Below are 20787 nucleotides of genomic sequence, written 5' to 3' on the forward strand. Positions count from 1 at the left end.
CTCTCCGCACTCGCGGAGGCGGCCTTCGTCATTTAAGGACCCCTCCTCATGCCCCAGATCACCCACGCCGGCGTCTCCTACGCGCTCCGCCCGGACGCCGAGTGGCGCTCCGACGCCGACGGCTACGCCCGCCTGACCCTGGAGGCCTGACCAATGGCAGCTACCGACCTGTCCGCCGTTCGCCTCATCACCCCCGAGCAGGTTGCAGAGCGCCACCCGACGCGCACCGAGCTCGCTTCGGCGCTCGGTGCAAAGGCCGACGTGTCGGCGCTGACGGCTGCTTTAGGCCTCGTCCCGAAGCTCGATGCAGCCGGCAAGATCCAGCCGCAGTACCTCTCGAGCGAGCCGGGAAAGGCGACGGCCGGCGTCGCCTGCTTCGGCGACTCGATGACCCGCGGTCTCGGCGGGACCGCGTCGACGTACCCCGCCACCCTCGACAGCCTCATCCCCGTCGACGTCCTCAACTACGGGGTCGACAGCCAGTTCACGTCCGAGATCGCCCTCCGCAACGGCGGGCTCGACGTGTTCGTGACCGTCGAGGGGGCAGCATCCCCGCGTCCGGATCCGTGGCCGTCACCGTCCTCGCGGGAAGCCCGTGGCGCAACGGATCCGTCTGGACGTTCCCCGGCTCGCTCGCGGGCATCAAGGGGGTGCTCACGAAGAGCGCCGCCGACGCTTGGACGTTCGCGCGGACCACGGCCGGGACGGCGACCGTCGTGCCGGCGGAGACGAAGTTCGTGTCGGCGCAGCAGGCGGGCGCCGGCGTGGGTCGCATCATCTGGGCCGGCCGGAACAACCCGACACTGCCCCGCCCCGCGGCGGACGTCCGCGCCATGGCGGCCGAGGCGCAGCGCGTCGGCGCCCCGTACATGATCTTCCCGATCTTCAACACCCGAGCCGAGGTCGCAGGCAGCGCCGGGTACGCCAACGTCATGGCGACCAACGCGGAGTACGCGAAGGACCCGAACTTCTACGACATGCGCGGGTACATCATCCGGAACGGCCTGGCGGACGCGGGCCTGACAGCAACGGCCGCCGACACGGCCGCCATTGCGGAGGACTGCATCCCGCCGTCCCTCTCGTCCGACGGGACCCACATGAACGCGGCCGGCTACGCCGTGATCGGTAAGCGTGCGGCGGCAGTCAGCGCCGCCCGCGGCTGGTACGCCGCCGCGGTGGTCACGCCCGCACCCATCCCGGTCGTCGGGCCCGCCCGACCCGCGGATGCACTCCGGCGCTACATCGCAGCGTCCACAACGGGCGGAGATGGCGCCTCCGTCACGACCGTCGCCAACGAAGGGACCGCGACCGGCGCGGCCGTCTCCCAGAGCGGCGCGCCGACCAAGCGCGTAACCCCGACGCGGACGTACCTCGAGTTCGACGGCGTCGACGACTGGATGCGACCCGTCGAGAGCGACGCGGCCATTGGCACCGGCGCGTTCACGATCTACGGCGTGGCCCGGTTCCGAGGTGTCCCGACCACGGGGAATTGGCCCGTGGTCGCCGGCAACTTCGGTGGGCAGGCCGCGCTCTCCGTGTCGCCGACGCCCGCGCTCGTGGCGTTCCGCGACACGTTCCTCATCGCGGACGCCCTCGTCCCCGGCACCACGTGGCACGCGTTCGTCGCCGTGTTCGACGGGGCATCGACCGTGATTCGCATGGACAACCTTGCGGAGAAGACCGGGACCACCGGCACGGCGGCGCCCGCCCGCATGGAGGTCGGACGCAACACCAACTCATCGGGGTTCGCGCAGATCGACCTCGCGGAGTGGGGCTCCTACAGTCGGGCGCTCACTGCGGCGGAGCGTGCTGAGCTCGTGACGGCTCTCACGTTCGCGCACAAGCTCGGCGCCGCCTGAGCCGGCATGTGAACGGCCCCCTGAGCGTCCCCATTGCGGGGCACCCAGGGGGCCTAGTCGACTATCTCGGCGTCCTCAAGGGCAACCACCCGCAGCCTAGAAACCAGCGTCGGTGAGTGAGCTGATCATGACGTCAGCCCACACCCGGTATCCGTCCGCGTTCGGGTGGATCATGGTCGGCTCATCCATGAGCGGGTCGACGTTCCCCGTCGCCTGGATCGCATCGAAGACCGGAATCGACGCGAAGTTGTGGTTGCCCGCCCACGTCGCCATCGCCTTCACGTTCTCGACCTGAGTCGCCTTCAGCGGCGATCGTGAGTGGTCAGGGTTCTGCTTCAGGTACACGACGGCCGCGTTCGGGTACTGCGCGGCGGCGTCCTCCATGAACGAGCCGACGTTGGGCACGATCGCGCCCCGCTTCTCGGTGTGTCCGAAGTTCACGAACACGATGTCGACGGTCGCCGGGTCGATAGGTGCCATCGCTGCCTGGTGCTCGCGAGCGAACGCGACATCGCGGCCCGGAGACGAAGCGTTCCACACGGTGACGGGCGCGGAGTCCCCATCGCGCAACTCCCAAACGCCTGCGTACTGGGTAGCGTCGCGATCCCAGGGGTGCAGCACAACCGGGCGATCGTGCTGCTCACCAAGCCACTGCGGGACCAGAACCTGCCATCCAGCCGCGGACACCCCCGTGGAATCTCCGAAGACGAGCACCGTGAACTCACGGCCCGAGTCAGCAAGGCGCGGTGCAATTTCGGCGAGCTGGCGCTGCGGTGGCGCTGGCGGCGGAGGTGTGCGTGTCGGCCACGGCTTCGGCTCGTACGACGCCGCAGCCTGCGGGTCGGTCCGTGTCTGCTGGAGCGCCGTCACGCTGAGTACGATCGCGGCGATCGCCACCACGGCGACCACGGCTCCGACGATCCAGCCGCGCCGGCCAAGTTGTCCCCGCGACTTCGTCCTGCGTCTGCTCACGAGCGCTGAGCCTATAGCCGAGCGGCGACCATGCCCCCTGAGCCCCCCATGACGGGGGTGCCCGGGGGGCTATTCGTCGTGTTCGGCCCAGTCCTCGTCGATGCCGGGCGGCCACGACTCGCGCCGCCACGGCGTCCACGTCGACTCCGGCATCGTGTCGCGGTGCTCAGCCCACCACGCGTACGCAGCATCGGGGGGAGGGGAACGGGCCGTACGAGCTCCGCGGGGTGTTCACCGACGAGTTCCACCCCCTCGATATGCAGCGTCATCGTGGTGAGGTTCCGCTTCGAGCGGAGCGTTCGCGCATCGTCGCGGATGGCGGCGCTCCCGCGGGTCTAAAACGTCCGGTGGACAACCTGCTTATCACCAGCATCTAGGACACGGCCTCGACGGGCCGTGCCCCGCCTCCGCGACCCGCGCCACTGGCGCCGTCGTCATGCCGCACGACGTTATCGGCATCGTCCGCGCCGCGGAGTCGGCAACGCAGCGCGATGCTCGAGCCATCACTCGAACGCATCCTCCGCGCCGCTGAAGGGCCCGTGCGATCCATCGACGAGCCGCGGCTGCCGCCACGCGCGCCGCGTCGTCGACGGGCCAGCCGTAGATCCCGGCCGAGACCGCGGGGAAGGCCACGCTGCGGACACCGAGGCCGGCCGTAGCCCGCCGTACGCTTGGCTAGCATTCAGCCATGCTTTCCGACCTCATCTTCGGCCCGGCGACCACCACGGCGCCAGGGGACTATCGGCATTACGGAACGGCGATTCGTGGCCGTGTCATCGACATGGAAGCCGTCCATGAGGCGATTGCGGCGGTGGGTCAGCGGGGGGCAGCGAACGACGGCAATGTCGGGCCCGAGCTACACCCGCGCGTGACTGTTCAGGTCACCACGCGGAGGGACGACCACAACATTGCGCGCGAGGATCTCGATGGCCTAGACCGCGTCGATAGGCAAAACCTGACGATTCACGTCTCCCTACCGGAAGGATCCCCTCACCCCTACCAGGACGGAGTCGGTGTCTCGATTTACATGGTTCAGGGGCGGCGCACCATCGTGATGGTCTCGCCGCAGAGGGCGGGCGCGCAGACCGACACCTCCGCGGTTCGCGCTCGCGTAATCGCCGCCCTGACGAAGGACGGCACCAACATCGTCCCCTGGAAGCAGCTCAGCCGGCACTTCGTGTTCCTGCCTCTGGCCGTGATGCTCGGTTGCTGGCTCATGGTCCTCGGCTCCGGCGACCTTTCAGCGCCAGGAATCGTCATGGGCTGGACGCTCTTGGCGACAGTCGCCGCGGGCTCCGTCGGAGTCGACCGGTACCTCGCAGAGAAGTACGCCCTCCTATGGCCCGGTGTGGTCCCTCGCCAGGAATCGCGGGCCCAGACAGCGGCACGACGCGCCGACCACAAGCGCGACGCATGGGTAGCCGCACTCGGCGTCGTGGGTGGCCTGGTACTTGCCGTATTGGCGCGTGCACTGGGTATCGGCTCCTGATCTGCCTCCTAGTGCCGTAGCGCGCTCAGCCGTCCTCCGCACGCCCAGGCGGCCAGTCGTCGCCCAGCAGCCGCGCGCGCTGCGGCTCCGGCAGCGCCCGACGGTGCTCCGACCACCAGGCAGCTGCCGCCTCCGCGCTGCCGAAGGGCCCGTAGGAGCCGACGTTGCGGACCGTGAGGGTCCAGCCTCGGAAGTCGTGGACCAGCGACGCGAGCTGACGTTGCCCCGGCAGTGGCCGGGACTCGTCGCGAATGGCCGCCATGCCCGGCGAACGGAACACGAGCACCGGGCCGGTGGTACCCGGATCGCGCGGACGGTCAGACTCGGGACTGCGGACCTTGTTCGACATGCGCCGCACGCTACGGGCGGCCGGCGACACGGCCGCCTCTAGGGTTCGGGCATGACCGTCCTCCTGATCGCCCTGAACGTCCTCGCGCTCGTCCTGCCGGCGATCGGGTTCCTGCGGCTCCTCACGAGCGCCCACCGCGCGCTCCGCGCCCTCGAGGCCAAGCAGGAGGCCCGCGGCTTCCGGCAGATGACCCGCGGGGAGCTCAGCCATCAGGACCCAGCCGAGGGACTACGAGCGCAGGTGCTCTCGCTGCGGTGGGACGTCCTCTTCGTCCTGATGGGCCTGCTCTGTGGCGCCGCGGCGAACCTCATCCCGCTCGTCGAACAGCTACTGAGCCCAGCGGCGACCGGATGCCCCTGACAATCCACAGCAATCCCGCTCGCGCCCGAACACCCGAGGCCCGTCCTGCAACCGCAGGGCGGGCCTTCTCGTCGTTGTGCGGGGCTCAGGCGGCCGTGAGCTGCTGGACGCCGTCGACGATCATCGGGCGGCAGCGGAAGTACGACCCGTCGGCGAAGAGGGCCACGAAGAGGCCCGGCTCGCCTTCGATGGGCAAGAGCTCGGGAGCTGTGTCGTCCGCAGCGTCCTCGCGCCAAGGGGCATCCCAGCCATCGAGGTCGGGGACGGACAGGTCGGCGGGCTGGGCAGTCATGGTGCGCTCCTCATCGTGTGCGGGCTGCTCCCGCTCAAGGTGACGTTAACACACAAGCGGATCGAATGTGCCGCTGATCAGGACTCGCGTAAGGCGTCATACGCGGGCAGTAGTTCACATTCTAAATTGTTCGTTCCGAGATCGCGACTTCCAGTAGATGCGCCGTGCCGGCACTAGAACGCTCTTCGGCGCCCTGTCATCCCACGGATCGCCTAGCTCCCACGAACCCTGCTCCTTGGCGCGCTCCCTCAAAATCGTGCCAAACAGCCGGATCTCGTGGATCTCCTCCACGTCGGAGTCCCGCGGACCAATGTGCCGAACAGTCACCTTGGTGAACTCGCTCCACTTGCTGAGAGCTCCAGGCGTCTCGTCGGGTGCGTTCTTCGCGAGCGCAACCCAGGACGCCACGCTCCGTGCAATCCTCATCTTGAACTGCCGCGTCTCGCCCGGTCCGAGAACGCGAGACGCCCCTTCTTCAACCGGCGTGGCGAGCGGTTCGATCAAGAGGCTGACGGATCCGGGCCCGTCATTCCGAACTTCGAAGAAAAAGGGAATCGAGAGCGTGACCTCCTCGTCCCGAGGAAGCTTGAACTCGTCTTCACGCTGAACTGGCTGGAAGTCAACGAAACCCTCGGAGCGCATAACCGGATGCGCTACCACGTAGGCCTGCGCCGACACGAAGACTCGAGGCACCTGCGACTCGAGCCGCGCGAGCTGACTCTCACGCAACGAGGACTCTGCGACGGCCACGGTGTCGCGCGAGGCCTGCACAGCGCTGCGAGTCAATATGGCCTGCCATGCGATGACCACCGACGAGATGATTGCGACAGCGAGGGTGACGTAGTCAAGCCACGTCGGGACGTCGACGGCCTCAAGGGTAATCATGAGACGACCCTACTGACGAGAAGCAGGCGCGGGCGCCACGTATTCGACTCGACATTGCGGAGCAGGAAGCGCCAGCGGGTGGGCGATGCTCCGCACGGCAGCTCCGAGATCACCGCGCCGTCGCGCCGCATGCGCGCGAAGAGCTCGGTGTGCCCTGACGGGTAGAGGCGATCGACGCCGCCGGCCAGGAACGCCACGGTGCAGCCGCCGGATCCCACCGCCGCCCGGTGCGCGGCGCCGTCGACCCCGTACGCGCCGCCGGACACCACCGTGACACTGCGCTCGACGAGCCCCGCGGCGAGCTCCGCGGTCACGTGCTCGCCGTATCCGGTCGCGGCGCGCGCGCCCACGACGGCCACCGACCGGGAGAGCGCGGCGAGCGCGTCCGCGGATCCCGTGCACCAGAGCACGAGCGGGGCGTGGGGACCCAGGTCGTCGACGCCGGACGGCCAGAGCGGGTCGCCCGGGACGAGCACGTCCGCGCCGACGATGCGTGCGGCGTGCAGGCGCGCCAGGGCCTCGCTGCGCACCACGCGAGGCCGCCATCGTTCGAGCGCCGCGGCCACCTCCCCCACGAGAGCGCTGCGCCCGTCCTCCTCGAGGTCGAGGCCGGCACGGAGCATGGCCCCGACCACGGCGTCGGCCGGTGCGCCGTCGACCACGGCGGCGAGGGCGGCGCAGGAGCCGAGCACCCCGATCACCGCGCCCGCGACCCGGTCGCCGGGCTCCGCGATGCCGGACCACGTACAGCGCGCCGCTGCGTCCTCCGCGCTCGGCTCCCACTCGTCGCCCGCGCCGTCGGGGTCCCGGGACGCGGGGCGGAGCGCCGCCATCAGCTCGCGGAGCTCCCGCGGGGGCAGCCCGAGACGTGCGACGTCCCGCGCGCGCACCGAGTCGCGCTCCCTGACCGTCCTCCTCGGCTCATCGGCATGCCGCCCCCGACCGCTGGTGGACGGAACCGGCTCCTCATGCACCTGGACCCGTCGCTCCTCGGGGTCGATGCCCTGGCGGCGCGGACCCGCACCCTCTCCCGCGATCACGAGGCGCCTCGCAGCAGGAGCGCGCGCCCGAGGTGGTCCGCGTCGGGGCTCGTCGCGCCGTCCAGGTCCGCGAGCGTCCAGCCGAGGCGGAGCACCCGGTCGTAGCCGCGCATCGTGAGGAGGCCGCGATCGAGGGCCCGGTCGAGCGCGGCCGTCGCGCCCCGGGCGACCCGCGCCTCCCGGCGGAGCCAGGTGCCCGCCACATGGGCGTTGGTGCGCCAGGGCGTCGGCGCCCACCGCTCAGCCGCCGCCGCACGGGCCCCGGCGACGCGCATGCGAGCTGATGCCGTCGTCACCCGGGATGCGTCGTCGGCCGCGCGGTGCACCGCGGTGGTCACGCGCCGCACGCCGAGGCGGATGTCCATCCGGTCCATGAGCGGCCCGGACAGGCGCGCGAGGTACCGCCGACGCGCCTGGGGCGGACAGGAGCAGTCCGACCCGGCGACGCCGAACGCGCCGCACGGGCAGGGGTTGGCGGCCATGACCAGCTGGAAGCGGCCCGGGAAGTGGGCCACGCCGTTGGCGCGGTGGATGCTGATGACGCCCGACTCGAGCGGCTGCCGCAGGCAGTCGAGCACCGCTCCCGCGAACTCCGGCGCCTCGTCGAGGAAGAGGACCCCGCCGCTGGCCCGCACCGCGGCGCCGGGGCGGATGCGCCCGCTGCCGCCCCCGACGATGCCCGCCGCGCTCGCCGTGTGGTGCGGCGCCTCCAGGGGCGGGCGCACGGACAGCTCGGGACCGAGGCGCTCACCGCACAGCGACCGGATGCAGCCCACCTCCAGCGCCGCCTCCTCGTCGAGGTCGGGAAGGAGCCCGGGGAGCCGCTGCGCGAGCATGGTCTTGCCCGCACCCGGCGGGCCCAGGAGGAACATGTGGTGGCCGCCCGCGGCGGCGACGACGAGCGCCTCGACCGCCTCCTCGTTGCCGACCACGTCGCCCAGGCACGGATCCCCGGACCGCTCCCCCGGCAAGCCGTGCGGCGCCTCGCCGCCCGGGACGGCGATCACGGGCCCGAGCACCTCGTCGGGCTCCGGCTCGAGCTCGGCGCCGTGGTGGATCGCCGCGTCCCGGAGGCCCGCGACGGCGATGACGCGCATGTCCGGCACGAGGGAGGCCTCTTCCTCGTGGCATCGGGGCACCATGACCCGGCGGATCCCCGCTCGACGCGCCGCGAGCACGGCGGGCAGGATGCCGTGCGTCGGCCGCAGTCGACCGTCGAGCCCGAGCTCTCCCAGATGCACCGTGCCGGCGACCGACTCGGCCGACACCGTCCCGCCCGCCGCCAGCACCGCGAGCGCGATGGCGAGGTCGAAGCCCGACCCGTGCTTGGGGAGGACGGCGGGCGAGAGGTTCACGGTGACGCGGCGGACCGGGAACTCGCACCCGGCGTTGCCGGTCGCCGCGCGCACCCGCTCGCGGGCCTGGCTCAGCGCGGCGTCCGGCAGCCCTATGAGGACGAACCCGGGGAGCTGGCTCGTGATGTCGGCCTCCACGTCGACGAGGGCCCCGTCGAGGCCGGAGAGCGCGACGGCCAGGGTGCGGCCCACGGCCATCAGCAGGCGCTCCGGACGACGTCGACCGGGGGCGTCCCGCCTCGCGGCCACACGACGCCGACAACGTCGATGCGCACCGGTCCGCGCCGCTCCGGGTGCGCTTCACGCCAGAGCCCTGCCAGGACCCGCAGCCGCGCCGCCTTCGCGCGGGTGACCGCCTCGAGCGGATGCCCGTAGGCGAGGCCCGCACGCGTCTTGACCTCCACGAGCACGGTCGTGCCCGCGTGCGTCATCACGAGGTCGATCTCGCCCTCGCGGCATCGCCAGTTGCGCTCCACGAGCGCGTAGCCCCGCTCGGTCAGATGCCGTGCGGCGAGCTCCTCGCCGCGTCGTCCCAGATCCTGCTCGCGTGTCATGCGCACCTCCGCGAGGAGGATGCGTCACGACGGGCACGCCGGTGGATGCGCCGGACGGCGCCGTGGGCTCCAGGTCGACGGAGCGCCTGGGGAGGGGCCGAAGGGCGCCCTACTCGTCGATGGCGAGCTCCTTGGGGAGCTCGAACTCCTTCGCGGACAGCTCCTCGACGTTGACGTCCTTGAAGGTGAGCACGCGCACCGACTTCACGAACCGGTCGGAGCGGTAGACGTCCCAGACCCACACGTCGGTCATGCTGAGCTCGAAGTAGAAGTCGTGCTCCGTGTCCCGGCGCACCAGCTCGACCTCGTTCGCGAGGTAGAAGCGCCGCTCGGTCTCGACCACGTACTTGAACTGGGACACGATGTCCCGGTACTCCCGGTAGAGCGCCAGCTCCACCTCGCGGTCGTAGTCCTCGAACTCGTCGTCATCCATGGTCCGTCGATCCTAACCGCCACGGGAGCCGCTCTCCGCCGGGGCGCCGTCGCCGCGGCCGGCGGCACCCCGTCCCCCGGGATCCCGCCGGAGGCCCCGTCAGGTCGCGGGCGACGCGAGGACGCCGGAGAGCCAGGTGCGCCGGTGGATGCGGGACGCCCCGCTCGTGCGGATCGCGTCGAGGTGCGCCGGACTGCCGTAGCCCTTGTTGCCCGCCCAGCCGTACTCGGGCGCCTCCTCGTGCCACGCGGCCATGAGCCGGTCGCGGTGCACCTTGGCGAGGACGGACGCCGCGGCGACGGACGCGCAGTCCCGATCGGCCTTGATCCGCAGCCGCACCGGGACCGGGTGGGCGAGCGCGGGCGTGAGCCAGTCATGCGATCCGTCGAGGAGCACGACGCTGTCGAGGAGCGGGACCCCCAGGTGGTGGAGCTCCACGAGCGCGCGACGGCCGGCGAGGCCGAGGCACGCCGTGATGCCGAGCTCGTCGACCTCCTGCGCGGAGGCCATGCCGACGGCCGAGTGCCTGACCCACGCGGACACCTCGGGGTGGAGCGCCTCGCGGCGCTTCTCGCTGAGCATCTTGGAGTCGCGGAGGCCGGCGGGGAACGCCGGGGCGTCCGACCCGAGCGCGGCCATGCCGACAGCGACCGGGCCGGCCAGCGCACCGCGGCCGACCTCGTCGCAGCCGATGACGAGCGAGGCGCCCGCGGTGAGGAGCTCGCGTTCCAGCTCGAGGGTGGGATCCGCGACCGGCATCAGCCCGCGGGGGCGGGATCGGGCACGTCGCCGAACGTCCCGGGGCGGTCGCTGATGATCGACCAGCGGTCGATGGGCCACGTGATGACGAAAGCTCTACCGACCACGTGGTCGATGGGGACGAAGCCGTGCGTGGGGCCCGACTGGTTGTAGCGGGAGTCCGCGGAGTTCCCGCGGTTGTCGCCCATGACCCAGAGGGAGTCCGCGGGGACGGTGACGTCGAACGGGTCGTCGGATGCGCTCGTGTCGCCGGGGACGAGCTTGATGTACGGCTCGTCGAGGGGGACGTCGTTGACGCTCATCTGGCCGAGGGAGTTGCAGCAGACGACGTGGTCGCCCGGCAGGCCGATGAGGCGCTTGATGAGGTGGTCGTTGCTGTCCGACGCGGACAGGCCGACGGTGGTGAGCGCCCAGTCGACGGCGGCCGCGAGCGGCGGCTTGTCGACGGCGGGCGACGGGAGCAGCCAGCCGCCCGGGTCGCGGAACACGACGACGTCGCCGCGCTGCAGGGGCATGAGGTCGGGCGTGAGCTGGTTCACCACGATCCGGTCGTTGATCTGCAGCGTGTCCTCCATGGACGCGGAGGGGATGTAGAACGACCGGATCAGGAACGCCTTGATCAGGACCGAGACGAGGAGGGCCACCACGAAGATGACGAGGACGTCCCGGAGGAACGTCTTCCATCCCCGCGACGTGCTGCCGCTGTGCTTGCCCGAGGATCTCGTCTCCACGGGCGCCGTGCTGTCTGTCATTTAACCGCCTGAGCTCCCGGCAAGTGTAGATGCCGGGAGCTCGGTGGGATGACAGCTGTGGACGCGCTAGGAGCGCTTCTCCTTGATCTTCGCCTTCTTGCCGCGCAGGTCGCGCAGGAAGTACAGCTTGGCGCGGCGCACGTCGCCGCGCGTCACGACCTCGATGTGGTCGATGACCGGGGAGTGCACCGGGAAGGTGCGCTCGACGCCGACCTGGAAGCTGACCTTGCGGACGCAGAACGTCTCGCGGACGCCCTCGCCCTGGCGGCCGATGACGATGCCCTGGAACACCTGGATGCGCGAGCGGCTGCCCTCGACGATGTTGACGTGGACCTTGACCGTGTCGCCGGCGCGGAAGTCGGGGATGTCCGACCGCAGCGACGCCTTGTCGACGGAATCGAGGATGTGCATGGTGTACCGCTCTCTGCAACCGCCACGGGTCGACTGCGCATCAATGTCTGGATGGGGAACGGCCCGCATGGATGGCCGACTCCCCCGTGGCAGGGTCGGCGGCAGGCACGATCGCCCATTCTGTCACCTCGGGCGCGTCAAGCGCAAAGCGCCGGGGGTCGGGCTCGCCCGGGTCACTCCAGGCGGATGGTGCGCCCGGCGTCCGGGCCCTCCGCGGCCGCCCATCCGGGCGGCCTCGGCTGGGCGTCCCGCTCGATCACGGCGATGACCTCCTGCATGCGCTGCCGCGTCTCCGCGACGAGCTGCCGGACGGCCAGTGCGACGAGCGCGACGGCGGCGAGGACCGCGATCACCGCGCACCACGTGCTGACGACCGAGTAGGTGCCGGTGCCGAGGACCGCCAGGGTCAGCGCGCCCATCGCGACGGCGTCCGTCGGCGAGACCGCGCGGGACGTGCGCACCGAACGCCGTGCGAGCACCAGGCCGAGGGCCGCGAGGAGGGCGATCCCGAGCGCGGCCGCCGAGAGCATCACGAGGAGCAGCTCCCACCCGCCGGACCCGAACGCCGCCCAGCCCACGAGGAGCCAGGCGGGGAGCACGACGACCGCGGCGAACTGCCAGCGGTAGAGCGCGCGGCGGAGGCCGAGGACCGGATGCTGCTGCATGCGCCCATGCTACGAGCGGATCCTGGACGCACCGGGTGGGGCCCGCCGGACGCCGCTCGCGTAGGCTCGTCTCCCGTGATGGAACTGCGAACGCCCGCCGAGATGGACCAGATGCGACCCGCCGGGGAGTTCGTGGCCCACGTGCTCACGACCCTGGCCGCGCGGGCCGACGTCGGCGTCAACCTGCTCGACCTCGACCGCACCGCGCACCGCCTGATCCGCGAGCGCGGGGCGGAGTCCTGCTACATCGACTACCACCCGTCGTTCGGGGCGATGCCGTTCGGCAAGGTCCTCTGCACCTCGGTGAACGACGGCGTCCTGCACGGGCTCCCCCACGACTACCGGCTCCAGGACGGCGACCTCCTGAGCCTCGACTTCGCCGCGTCCGTCGACGGCTGGGTCAGCGACTCCGCCGTGAGCGTCATCGTCGGCACGCCCCGCGCGGAGGACGTGCGCCTCATCGAGGTCACGACCGCGGCGCTCGAGGCCGGCATCCGCGCCGCGCAGCCCGGCGGGCGCACGGGCGACATCTCGGCCGCCATCGGCGCCGTCGCCACGGAGGCCGGGTACTCCGTCAACACCGACTTCGGCGGCCACGGCGTCGGCCGCACCATGCACGGCGACCCGCACATCGCGAACCAGGGTCGCCCGAACCGCGGCGTGCCGCTGCGTCCCGGCCTCGTCATCGCGATCGAGCCGTGGTTCCTGCAGAGCACCGACGAGATCTACACGGACGAGGACGGCTGGACCCTCCGCAGCGCCGACGGCTCGCGCGGGGCGCACATGGAGCACACGGTCGCGATCACCGAGTCCGGCCCGCTCATCCTCACCGCGCGCGGATGACGTCGGAGCCGGGCAGGCCGCAGGCGGGCTAGTCCGGCAGGAGGTCGGGGCGGACGCGACGCGTGCGCTCGAGCTGCTGCTCGCGCCGCCACGCCGCGATGGCGCCGTGGTTGCCGCTCCGCAGCACGTCGGGCACCGCGAGCCCGCGCCACTCCTGCGGCTTGGTGTAGCTCGGGTGCTCGAGCAGGCCGTCCGAGTGGCTCTCCTCCACGAGGCTCGCGGGGTTCCCGACGACGCCGGGCACGAGCCGCCCGATCGCCTCGATCATGGCCATGACCGCGACCTCGCCGCCGTTCAGCACGTAGTCGCCGAGGCTGACGAGCCGGACCCGGGCGCGGGCTGCCGTGTGGTCGACCACGCGCTGGTCGATGCCCTCGTAGCGCCCGCAGCCGAACGCCAGGTGCGGCTCGTGGGACAGCTCCTGCGCCATGGCCTGCGTGAAGACGTCGCCGGCGGGCGACGGGAAGATGACGACCGGGTCCGCGTCGTCGGTGAGCACCTCGTCCAGGGCCTCGCCCCACGGCTCGGGCTTCATGACCATGCCGGCGCCGCCGCCGTAGGGCGTGTCGTCGACGGTGCGGTGCCGGTCGTGCGCGTAGGAGCGAAGGTCGTGCACGCGGAGGTCGATGAGGCCGGACTGGCGGGCCCGGCCGAGCAGGGAGATGTCGAGCACCCCGAAGAACTCCGGGAAGATCGAGACGATGTCGATCCGCATGTCAGCGGGCGTCGTCGCCTTGGGGGGCGGGATCGGCGTCATCGGCGTCCGGGGCCTCGGGGGCCTCGGGAGCCTCGTGGGTCTCGGGGCGGTCGTCCGGGATCTCCTCGAAGAGGCCGAAGGGCGGGGTCACGACGAGCGTGCCGGCCTCGACGTCCACCGAGGGGACGATCGCCTGGACGAACGGCACCAGCACGGTGCCGGACGGCGTGTCCACGTGCAGCAGGTCCTGGGCCGGGAAGTGGTCGACGAGGGAGACGGTGCCCACCTCGACGCCGTCGCGGAGGACCTTGAGGCCCACCAGCTGGTGGTCGTACCAGGCGTCGGGCTCGGCGGGCTCGTCCGCGGGCGGCGTCATCCAGAGGATGGCCTTGGCCAGCGACTCGGCGGCCGTGCGGTCGTCGACGCCCTCGAAGAAGCCGACGGGATGGCTGTTGTACCAGCGGAGCTCGGTGAGCGTGAGGGTGCGGCCGTGCCAAGGGGACGACTCCGGGACCTGCAGGGTGAACTCGGCACCGGGGACGAACCGCCTGTCGGGGTCGTCCGTGAACAGCTCGAGCTTCACGGCTCCCTTGAGCCCGTGCGCCTTGGTGAGCCGGCCCACGCGGAATGCGGACGGGTCGCGGCCCTCGTCCTCAGGAATCGGTGTCCACCACATCGACGCGGACGCGCTGGCCGTCGGCGAGAGCCGAGACGAGCGTCCGGAGGGCCTTGGCGGTGCGACCCGCGCGGCCGATGACGCGGCCGAGGTCCTCGGGGTGCACGCGCACCTCGAGGACCTCGCCGCGGGGGGATCCCTTGCTCGTCACGGAGACATCATCCGGGTGCTCGACGATGCCCTTGACCAGGTGCGCGAGCGCGGGAGCGAGCATGGGCTAGGCCTGCTCCTCGGTCGCCTCGGCCGGGGCCTCGGCGGCCTCGGGCGCGGGGGCGGCCTTCTCGGTCTTGGGCTTGAGGACCGGCTTCTTCTTCTCGTCCGCGACGTAGGCGGGCTTCGGCTCGCGGGTGCGGACGGTGGAGACGGCGTCCTTGTCGCCCTTGAAGCGACCCCAGTCGCCCGTGAGCTTGAGGAGGGCCTCGACCTGCTCGGTGGGCTGGGCGCCCACGGACAGCCAGTACTGCGCCCGGTCCGACTGGACCTCGATGAACGAGGGCTCCTCGGTGGGGTGGTACTTGCCGATCTCCTCGATGACGCGGCCGTCGCGCTTGGTGCGCGAGTCGGCGACGACGATGCGGTAGTACGGCGCGCGGATCTTGCCCAGGCGCTTCAGACGGATCTTGACAGCCACAATTCTCCTGAATTTCTTTGTGTGGGGTGAACTGACGGCCGTGAGCGTGGGGGCACACTCGGCATAGGTTCGATGGGGTCTCGCGGCGCCTGATTAGAGGGTCGGACGATCTCGGACTCGACAGATCATTATGGCAGACGCCGGGCCGCGCCGGGACCCCTCGCGTCGGCGCGCCGCACGGCGTCATCGCCCGGCCGTCCCTCGGGGTGCGTGGCATGATCGGACGACACCCGGCGCATGCGCCCCGAGACCCCGTGGACGGCAGGACCCGCATGCAGATCGACTTCGCCCGCCAGCCGCCCTCCCGCGTCGGGATCGAGTGGGAGCTCGCGTGCGTCGACCGCGGCACCGGGGAGCTCGCCGGGGCGGCCCCCGCGATCCTCCGCTCCTTCCCGCCCACCGACGCGCACCCGCACGTGACGGGCGAGTTCCTCACCAACACGGTCGAGGTCGTGAGCGCTCCGCACGCGCGCGTGGGCTCCGCGGTCGACGACCTGACGCGCCTCATCGAGCGCGTGGTCGACGTCGCCGACCCGCTCGGGATCGACCTCATGTGCGCCGGCACCCACCCGTTCAGCGTGTGGCCCGACCAGGAGGTCACGCCCGGCAACGAGCGGTACGCGACGCTGCTCGACCGCACCAGGTGGTGGGGGCGCCAGATGATGATCTGGGGCGTGCACGTGCACGTCGGGATCGACGACGCGTCGAAGGCGCTCCCCATCCTCAACGCGCTCCTCGTGCACCTCCCCCGCTTCCAGGCGCTCAGCGCGTCGAGCCCCTACTGGTCCGGGCAGGAGACGGGGTACGCGTCGAACCGCGCCCTCATGTTCCAGCAGCTGCCCACCGCCGGGCTGCCGCCGGACCTCGGCACGTGGGCGGACTACGAGCGCCTCGTCGGCGACATGACGCACGTCGGGGTCATCGACCACCACAGCGAGCTGCGCTGGGACATCCGGCCGGCGCCGAAGTGGGGCACGCTCGAGACGCGCGTGTTCGACGGGGTCTCCACGCTGCGGGAGATCGCCTCGCTCGCGGCCCTGGTGCAGTGCCTCGTGCACGACATGTCCGCCGCCCTCGACCGCGGCGAGGAGCTGCCCCGGATGCAGCCGTGGTTCGTGCGCGAGAACAAGTGGCGCGCGGCCCGCTACGGCATGGACGCGATCATCATCCAGGACGCGGCGGGCGACGAGGCCCTCGTGGGCGACGACACCCGCGCGCTCGTGGAGCGCCTCTCCCCCACCGCCGACGCCCTCGGGTGCGAGGCGGAGCTGCGCGGGATCCTCGACATCGTCGACGGCGGCGCCAGCTACCAGCGTCAGCTGCGGGTGGCCGAGGACAACCAGGGCGCGCTCGCCCCCGTCGTCACGCACCTCGTGGAGGAGCTCCGCTCAGGCTTGGGCCGGTGACGCGGGGCAGACTGGGCAGGTGAGCCCCGCCGTCGACATCGTGATCCTCGTCGTCGCCGTGCTCGCGGCGGTCGCCGGGTGGCGTCGCGGCGCCATCGTGACGATCGCCGGGCTCGCCGGCATCGTCCTCGGCGTGGGCCTGGCGCTCGCGATCACGCCCGCGTTCCTGGCGCTCCTCGACCAGTTCGGGGTGGCGGACGGGATCCAGCGCACCTTCGCCGCCGCGATGCTCATGCTCGTGACGACCTCGCTCGTCAGCGGCATCCTCGCGCAGGTCGCGAGCCTCCTCACGCGCCTGCTCCGCCCCCGCGGCGCCGCGCGCGGACTCGACCGCGGCGTCGGGGCGGTCGCCGGGCTCGCCGCGTGGGCCGTGTCGGTCTGGTTCATCGGCGGCTTCCTCGGCTCGAGCGGCGTGATCGCCGCGGTGCAGGTGTCCTCGTCGTCCCGCATCGTGCAGGCGCTCGACCGCGTGAGCCCGATCTCGAGCTCCACCGCCCTGTCCGCCCTCGACGACGCCCTGCACGACGTGGGCTACCCGCGCGTCTTCGCGAACGGCGAGGAGGCGATCGCCGACACGGCCGCGCCCGACGGGGACGTGCCGGAGGCCGTGCGCCGCCAGGCCGCGGGCGTCGTGAAGGTCCTCTCGTCGGCACCCGCGTGCGGGACGTCCTCCTCCGGCAGCGGGTGGGTCGTGCAGGACGGCCGCATCGTCACGAACGCGCACGTGGTGGCGGGATCCGACGAGCTCTACGTCCAGCAGGGCGGCACCGGCGAGCTCCTGCCGGCGGAGCTCGTGGTGTTCGATCCCGCCCGCGACGTCGCGGTCCTCGCCGTCCCCGACCTCACCGCCGCCCCGCTCCCGCTCGGGAGCGAGCTCGCCGCGTCGGACGAGGCGGTCGTCGCCGGCTACCCCGGCGGCGGGCCGTATCAGGCGACGGGCGCGCGCATCCGCGAGGTCGTCGCCGCCCTCGGCACCGACATCCAGCACGAGCAGCCCGTGACGCGCGAGGTCTACTCGGTGCGCGGCACGGTGCGCCCGGGCGACTCGGGCGGCGCGCTCTTCGACCCGCAGGGCCGCGTGGTCGGCCTGGTCTTCGCGACGTCGTCCGTCGACTCCCAGACGGGCTACGCGATGACGCTGGACGAGATCGCGCCCGTCCTCCAGGAGGCGGGGGCGAGCGCGCCCGTCGACTCGGGGCGCTGCGGGGTCTGAGCCGGGCGGATCACACCGCGACGACCGACAGGACGTTGCCGGCCGGGTCGCGGAACCACGCGATGTCGGGGCCGTTCCCGCGCATGATCCCCCGGGCGTCGACGGGCATCCCCGGGAAGACCGCCGTCAGGACGCCCCGCGCGTCCAGCTCGGCGACCGCCGCGTCCACGTCGTCGACGGCGAGGTTCAGGATCGTGAAGTCCGCGGGCACGTGGTCGGCCTTCGGGTAGACGAGCACGCGGGCGCCGGAGCCGGGGAGCACGAGACGCAGCATGCCCATCTCCGGGACCTCCTCGACCTCAAGGCCGAGCGTGTCGCGGTAGAACGCGAGGGCGGCGGGGACGTCGTCCACGCTGAATCCGCTGAACGCGGTGACGGGTTCGAACACGCGATGCTCCTGACGGCGGGGACCGCGGACGGCCGCCGCGATGCTGCCCCCACGCTGGCACGGCTCGGGCCGCGCGTCGAGGGCCTCGCCCCGACCACGCGGAGCAGGGGCCCTCCCGCGTACGCGGGAGGGCCCCTGCGGGGGATCCGGGGATCCGGTGTCAGCGGGTCAGCGCCCGAGGAACTTCTGGAGCGAGGCGAGCTCCTCCTCGCTCGGGGCGCCGTTCGCGCCGCCCTTCGCGGCGCCGGCCAGGCCGAAGCCGGATCCGGTGGGAGCCACGGAGCCGCTGATGCGCTGGCCGGACGCGAGCGCCGCGTTCTCCTGCGCGCGCTTGGCCGGGTTCCCCGACTTCGAGCCCTTCTTCTTCTGCTGCACGGGCTTCCGGCTCGAGTGCGCACCCGGCATCGGGCCCATGCCGGGGATCTGCGGCATGCCGCCGCGGGCGACCGTGCGCATCATCTTCGAGGCCTGCTCGAAGCGCTGCACGAGGCCGTTGACGTCGGTGACGGTCATGCCGGAGCCGCGGGCGATGCGGAGGCGGCGCGAGCCGTTGAGGAGCTTGGGATTCTGCCGCTCGGCCTTCGTCATCGACTGGATGATCGCCTCGGTGCGGACGATCTCCTTCTCGTCGAAGTTCTCCAGCTGCTCCTTCATGGCGCCCATGCCGGGGAGCATGCCCATCATCTTCTTGAGGGAGCCCTTGCCGCGGAGCTGCTGCATCTGCTTGAGGAAGTCGTCGAGCGTGAAGTCGTCGTTCGCGAGCTTCTGCGCGACCTCCATCGCCTCCTCCTCGTCGAAGGCCTGCTGGGCCTGCTCGATGAGGGTGAGGATGTCGCCGAGGTCGAGGATCCGGCTCGCCATGCGGTCGGGGTGGAAGGGCTCGAAGTCGTCGAGGCCCTCGCCCGTGGAGGCGAACATGATCGGGCGGCCGGTGACGGAGGCGACCGAGAGCGCCGCGCCGCCGCGTGCGTCGCCGTCGAGCTTCGAGAGCACGACGCCCGTGAAGTCGACGCCGTCCTGGAACGCCTTGGCGGTCGCGACCGCGTCCTGGCCGATCATCGCGTCGATGACGAAGAGGACCTCGTCGGGGTCGGTGGCCTTGCGGATGTCCGCGGCCTGGCGCATGAGCTCCTGGTCGACGCCGAGGCGGCCGGCCGTGTCGATGATGACGACGCTGTACTGCTTGTCGACCGCGTGCTTCATCGCGTCCTTGGCGACGCGCACGGGGTTGCCACGGCCGTTGCCGGGCTCGGGCGCGAACACGGGGACCCCCGCCTGCTCGCCCACGACCTGGAGCTGCTGCACGGCGTTGGGACGCTGGAGGTCCGCCGCGACGAGCATGGGCGTGTGCCCGTCCTTCGCGAGCCACTTGCCGAGCTTGCCCGCGAGCGTGGTCTTGCCCGCGCCCTGGAGGCCGGCGAGCATGATGACCGTCGGCGGCCTCTTGGCGAACTGGATGCGGCGCTGCTCGCCGCCGAGGATGGCGACGAGCTCCTCGTTGACGATCTGGACGACCTGCTGGGCGGGGTTCAGCGCCTGGCTGACCTCGCCGCCGAGGGCGCGCTCGCGGACGGACGCGGTGAAGGCCTTGACGACCTCGAGCGCGACGTCGGCCTCGAGGAGCGCCCGGCGGATCTCGCGGACGGTGCCGTCGACGTCCGCGGCGCTGAGCTTGCCCTTGCCGCGCAGGTTCTTGAAGGTCTCGGCGAGGCGGTCCGAGAGTGTTCCGAAGGTAGCCATGGTGGATCCAGCTTAACCGCCGCCGGAGCGGGGTCGGGCCAGCGCCCGGTTCGCGCCCGGGTCAGCCGACCAGGTTCTGCGCGAAGACGTGGGGCCGTATGGGGCCAGCGCCCGGACGAGCCCGGGTCAGCCGACCAGGTTCTGCGCGAAGACGTGGGGAGTGAAGCCCGTCAGGTCGCCGATGCCCTCGCCCTGGCCGATGAGCTTGATGGGGATCCCCGTGCGCTCCTGCACGTTGAGGATGAACCCGCCCTTGGCGGATCCGTCGAGCTTCGTGATGACGAGGCCCGTGACGCCGCCGTGCTCGATGAAGGCCTGCGCCTGCGCGAGGCCGTTCTGCCCGGTCGTCGCGTCGAGCACGAGGAGGACCTCCGCGATGGGCGACTGCTTCTCGACCACGCGCCGGATCTTCGACAGCTCGTCCATGAGCCCGCCCTTGGTGTGCAGGCGGCCGGCGGTGTCGATGATGACCATCTCCGTGCCCGTGCGCATCGCGTGCTCGACGGTCTGGAAGGCGACGCTCGCGGGGTCCTGGCCGGGCTGCTGCGGGCGGACGATGTCGGCGCCCGCGCGGTCGGCCCAGGTGGCGAGCTGGTCGACGGCCGCGGCGCGGAAGGTGTCGGCCGCGCCGACGACCACGGTGCGGCCGTAGTTGCGGAGGAACTTCGCGAACTTGCCGATGGTGGTGGTCTTGCCGACGCCGTTGACGCCGACCACGAGGATCACGGCGGGGCGGGCGCTGAGCTTCAGCGTGGGATCGTGCTTGGCGAGGCGCTCCTCGATGCTCTCCCGGAGCATGCGCTGGAGGTCGCGGGGGTCGGTCGTGCGGTAGCGGCCGACCTTCTCGCGGAGGTCCTCGATGGTGGCCTCCGTGATGTCGGGGCCGAAGTCCGCGGTGATGAGGGCGGTCTCGAGGTCGTCCCACGTGGTCTCGTCGATCGTGGGCTTCGCGAACATGCCGCGCAGCGCGCCGGAGAGGGACCAGGGGGTGCGTGCCATGTGCCCAGCGTAGCCGCGC

The 20787-nt window shown here is 71.7% G+C and carries 26 protein-coding genes and 1 pseudogene; 7 read left to right on the plus strand and 20 right to left on the minus strand.

Going from position 1 to position 20787, the window contains the following annotated elements:
- Positions 1-566: 566 nt before the first annotated feature.
- A complete protein-coding gene (locus QFZ62_RS03595) occupies positions 567-1859 on the plus strand; it encodes a hypothetical protein (RefSeq protein WP_307501781.1) in 1293 nt (430 codons plus the stop codon).
- Positions 1860-1955: 96 nt separating this feature from the next.
- On the opposite strand, the gene QFZ62_RS03600 is transcribed toward QFZ62_RS03595, so the two are convergent.
- A complete protein-coding gene (locus QFZ62_RS03600) occupies positions 1956-2831 on the minus strand; it encodes an SGNH/GDSL hydrolase family protein (RefSeq protein ID WP_307501784.1) in 876 nt (291 codons plus the stop codon).
- A 227-nt stretch (positions 2832-3058) separates the two neighbouring features.
- Here QFZ62_RS03600 and QFZ62_RS03605 point away from each other — a divergent pair, with 227 nt between their 5' ends.
- On the plus strand, positions 3059-3208 hold the full coding sequence (locus QFZ62_RS03605) for a hypothetical protein (RefSeq protein ID WP_307501786.1): 150 nt from the start codon (positions 3059-3061) through the stop codon (positions 3206-3208).
- A 175-nt stretch (positions 3209-3383) separates the two neighbouring features.
- On the opposite strand, the pseudogene QFZ62_RS03610 reads toward QFZ62_RS03605, so the two are convergent.
- A pseudogene (locus tag QFZ62_RS03610) lies at positions 3384-3494 on the minus strand (macro domain-containing protein); the annotation flags it as partial.
- Between the two features lie 25 nt (positions 3495-3519).
- Between QFZ62_RS03610 and QFZ62_RS03615 the strand changes: the two are divergent.
- Complete coding sequence (locus QFZ62_RS03615; RefSeq protein WP_307501789.1) at positions 3520-4320, plus strand: hypothetical protein; 801 nt, start codon at positions 3520-3522, stop codon at positions 4318-4320.
- A 25-nt stretch (positions 4321-4345) separates the two neighbouring features.
- Here the strand turns inward: QFZ62_RS03615 and QFZ62_RS03620 are convergent, their stop codons facing one another.
- Positions 4346-4669: a hypothetical protein gene (locus QFZ62_RS03620; RefSeq protein ID WP_307501792.1), complete on the minus strand. Its 324-nt coding sequence runs from the start codon at positions 4667-4669 to the stop codon at positions 4346-4348.
- A 51-nt stretch (positions 4670-4720) separates the two neighbouring features.
- Between QFZ62_RS03620 and QFZ62_RS03625 the strand changes: the two genes are divergently transcribed.
- Positions 4721-5029, plus strand: a complete 309-nt coding sequence (locus tag QFZ62_RS03625) for a hypothetical protein (RefSeq protein WP_307501794.1) — start codon at positions 4721-4723, stop codon at positions 5027-5029.
- A gap of 85 nt (positions 5030-5114) precedes the next feature.
- Here the strand turns inward: QFZ62_RS03625 and QFZ62_RS03630 are convergent, their stop codons facing one another.
- The 10 genes from QFZ62_RS03630 to QFZ62_RS03675 all read right to left on the minus strand — a co-directional run bounded on the left by QFZ62_RS03630 (position 5115) and on the right by QFZ62_RS03675 (position 12175).
- Positions 5115-5321 (minus strand): hypothetical protein, encoded by a 207-nt coding sequence (locus QFZ62_RS03630; protein WP_307501797.1) that lies wholly within the window; start codon positions 5319-5321, stop codon positions 5115-5117.
- A gap of 114 nt (positions 5322-5435) precedes the next feature.
- The gene (locus QFZ62_RS03635) at positions 5436-6206 is read right to left on the minus strand and encodes a hypothetical protein (RefSeq protein WP_307501799.1); all 771 of its coding nucleotides are present in this window, start codon (positions 6204-6206) and stop codon (positions 5436-5438) included.
- On the minus strand, positions 6203-7096 hold the full coding sequence (locus QFZ62_RS03640; RefSeq protein ID WP_307501801.1) for a DNA-processing protein DprA: 894 nt from the start codon (positions 7094-7096) through the stop codon (positions 6203-6205). The genes QFZ62_RS03635 and QFZ62_RS03640 overlap by 4 nt, the downstream gene beginning before the upstream one ends.
- Positions 7097-7242: 146 nt before the next feature.
- Positions 7243-8799 (minus strand): YifB family Mg chelatase-like AAA ATPase, encoded by a 1557-nt coding sequence (locus tag QFZ62_RS03645; protein WP_307501804.1) that lies wholly within the window; start codon positions 8797-8799, stop codon positions 7243-7245.
- A complete protein-coding gene (locus tag QFZ62_RS03650; RefSeq protein WP_307501807.1) occupies positions 8799-9155 on the minus strand; it encodes a YraN family protein in 357 nt (118 codons plus the stop codon). Before QFZ62_RS03650 ends, QFZ62_RS03645 begins: the two co-directional genes overlap by 1 nt.
- Positions 9156-9264: 109 nt before the next feature.
- Positions 9265-9588 carry a DUF2469 family protein gene (locus QFZ62_RS03655; protein ID WP_012298192.1) on the minus strand — a complete coding sequence of 108 codons (324 nt, stop codon included), beginning with the start codon at positions 9586-9588 and terminating at the stop codon, positions 9265-9267.
- A gap of 99 nt (positions 9589-9687) precedes the next feature.
- On the minus strand, positions 9688-10347 hold the full coding sequence (locus QFZ62_RS03660; RefSeq protein WP_307501809.1) for a ribonuclease HII: 660 nt from the start codon (positions 10345-10347) through the stop codon (positions 9688-9690).
- Positions 10347-11099: a signal peptidase I gene (gene lepB / locus QFZ62_RS03665; protein WP_307501812.1), complete on the minus strand. Its 753-nt coding sequence runs from the start codon at positions 11097-11099 to the stop codon at positions 10347-10349. Before lepB ends, QFZ62_RS03660 begins: the two co-directional genes overlap by 1 nt.
- Positions 11100-11165: 66 nt before the next feature.
- A complete protein-coding gene (gene rplS, locus QFZ62_RS03670) occupies positions 11166-11510 on the minus strand; it encodes a 50S ribosomal protein L19 (protein ID WP_012298189.1) in 345 nt (114 codons plus the stop codon).
- Positions 11511-11683: 173 nt separating this feature from the next.
- Positions 11684-12175 carry a hypothetical protein gene (locus QFZ62_RS03675; protein WP_307501815.1) on the minus strand — a complete coding sequence of 164 codons (492 nt, stop codon included), beginning with the start codon at positions 12173-12175 and terminating at the stop codon, positions 11684-11686.
- 75 nt (positions 12176-12250) lie between these two features.
- Here QFZ62_RS03675 and map point away from each other — a divergent pair, with 75 nt between their 5' ends.
- Positions 12251-13018 carry a type I methionyl aminopeptidase gene (gene map / locus QFZ62_RS03680; RefSeq protein ID WP_307501817.1) on the plus strand — a complete coding sequence of 256 codons (768 nt, stop codon included), beginning with the start codon at positions 12251-12253 and terminating at the stop codon, positions 13016-13018.
- Between the two features lie 28 nt (positions 13019-13046).
- On the opposite strand, the gene trmD is transcribed toward map, so the two are convergent.
- The 4 genes from trmD to rpsP are packed head-to-tail and all read right to left on the minus strand — an operon-like array spanning position 13047 to position 15022.
- On the minus strand, positions 13047-13733 hold the full coding sequence (trmD, locus tag QFZ62_RS03685) for a tRNA (guanosine(37)-N1)-methyltransferase TrmD (protein ID WP_307501820.1): 687 nt from the start codon (positions 13731-13733) through the stop codon (positions 13047-13049).
- 1 nt (position 13734) lies between these two features.
- Positions 13735-14391 (minus strand): ribosome maturation factor RimM, encoded by a 657-nt coding sequence (gene rimM, locus QFZ62_RS03690; protein ID WP_307501823.1) that lies wholly within the window; start codon positions 14389-14391, stop codon positions 13735-13737.
- On the minus strand, positions 14369-14605 hold the full coding sequence (locus QFZ62_RS03695; RefSeq protein WP_012038054.1) for an RNA-binding protein: 237 nt from the start codon (positions 14603-14605) through the stop codon (positions 14369-14371). The genes rimM and QFZ62_RS03695 overlap by 23 nt, the downstream gene beginning before the upstream one ends.
- A gap of 3 nt (positions 14606-14608) precedes the next feature.
- Positions 14609-15022, minus strand: coding sequence for a 30S ribosomal protein S16 (gene rpsP, locus QFZ62_RS03700; protein ID WP_307501827.1), 414 nt, complete (start codon positions 15020-15022; stop codon positions 14609-14611).
- A 272-nt stretch (positions 15023-15294) separates the two neighbouring features.
- On the opposite strand from rpsP, the gene QFZ62_RS03705 reads away from it, so the two are divergent.
- Positions 15295-16428, plus strand: coding sequence for a glutamate--cysteine ligase (locus QFZ62_RS03705; protein ID WP_307501830.1), 1134 nt, complete (start codon positions 15295-15297; stop codon positions 16426-16428).
- Between the two features lie 19 nt (positions 16429-16447).
- Positions 16448-17641: a MarP family serine protease gene (locus tag QFZ62_RS03710; RefSeq protein ID WP_307501833.1), complete on the plus strand. Its 1194-nt coding sequence runs from the start codon at positions 16448-16450 to the stop codon at positions 17639-17641.
- A gap of 10 nt (positions 17642-17651) precedes the next feature.
- On the opposite strand, the gene QFZ62_RS03715 is transcribed toward QFZ62_RS03710, so the two are convergent.
- The 3 genes from QFZ62_RS03715 to ftsY all read right to left on the minus strand — a co-directional run bounded on the left by QFZ62_RS03715 (position 17652) and on the right by ftsY (position 20768).
- Positions 17652-18029, minus strand: coding sequence for a VOC family protein (locus tag QFZ62_RS03715; protein ID WP_307501836.1), 378 nt, complete (start codon positions 18027-18029; stop codon positions 17652-17654).
- 168 nt (positions 18030-18197) lie between these two features.
- Positions 18198-19769 carry a signal recognition particle protein gene (ffh, locus tag QFZ62_RS03720; RefSeq protein ID WP_307501839.1) on the minus strand — a complete coding sequence of 524 codons (1572 nt, stop codon included), beginning with the start codon at positions 19767-19769 and terminating at the stop codon, positions 18198-18200.
- A gap of 126 nt (positions 19770-19895) precedes the next feature.
- Complete coding sequence (gene ftsY / locus QFZ62_RS03725; protein WP_307501842.1) at positions 19896-20768, minus strand: signal recognition particle-docking protein FtsY; 873 nt, start codon at positions 20766-20768, stop codon at positions 19896-19898.
- Positions 20769-20787: the final 19 nt, after the last annotated feature.

Source organism: Clavibacter sp. B3I6 (assembly GCF_030816895.1).
Lineage (GTDB): Bacteria > Actinomycetota > Actinomycetes > Actinomycetales > Microbacteriaceae > Clavibacter.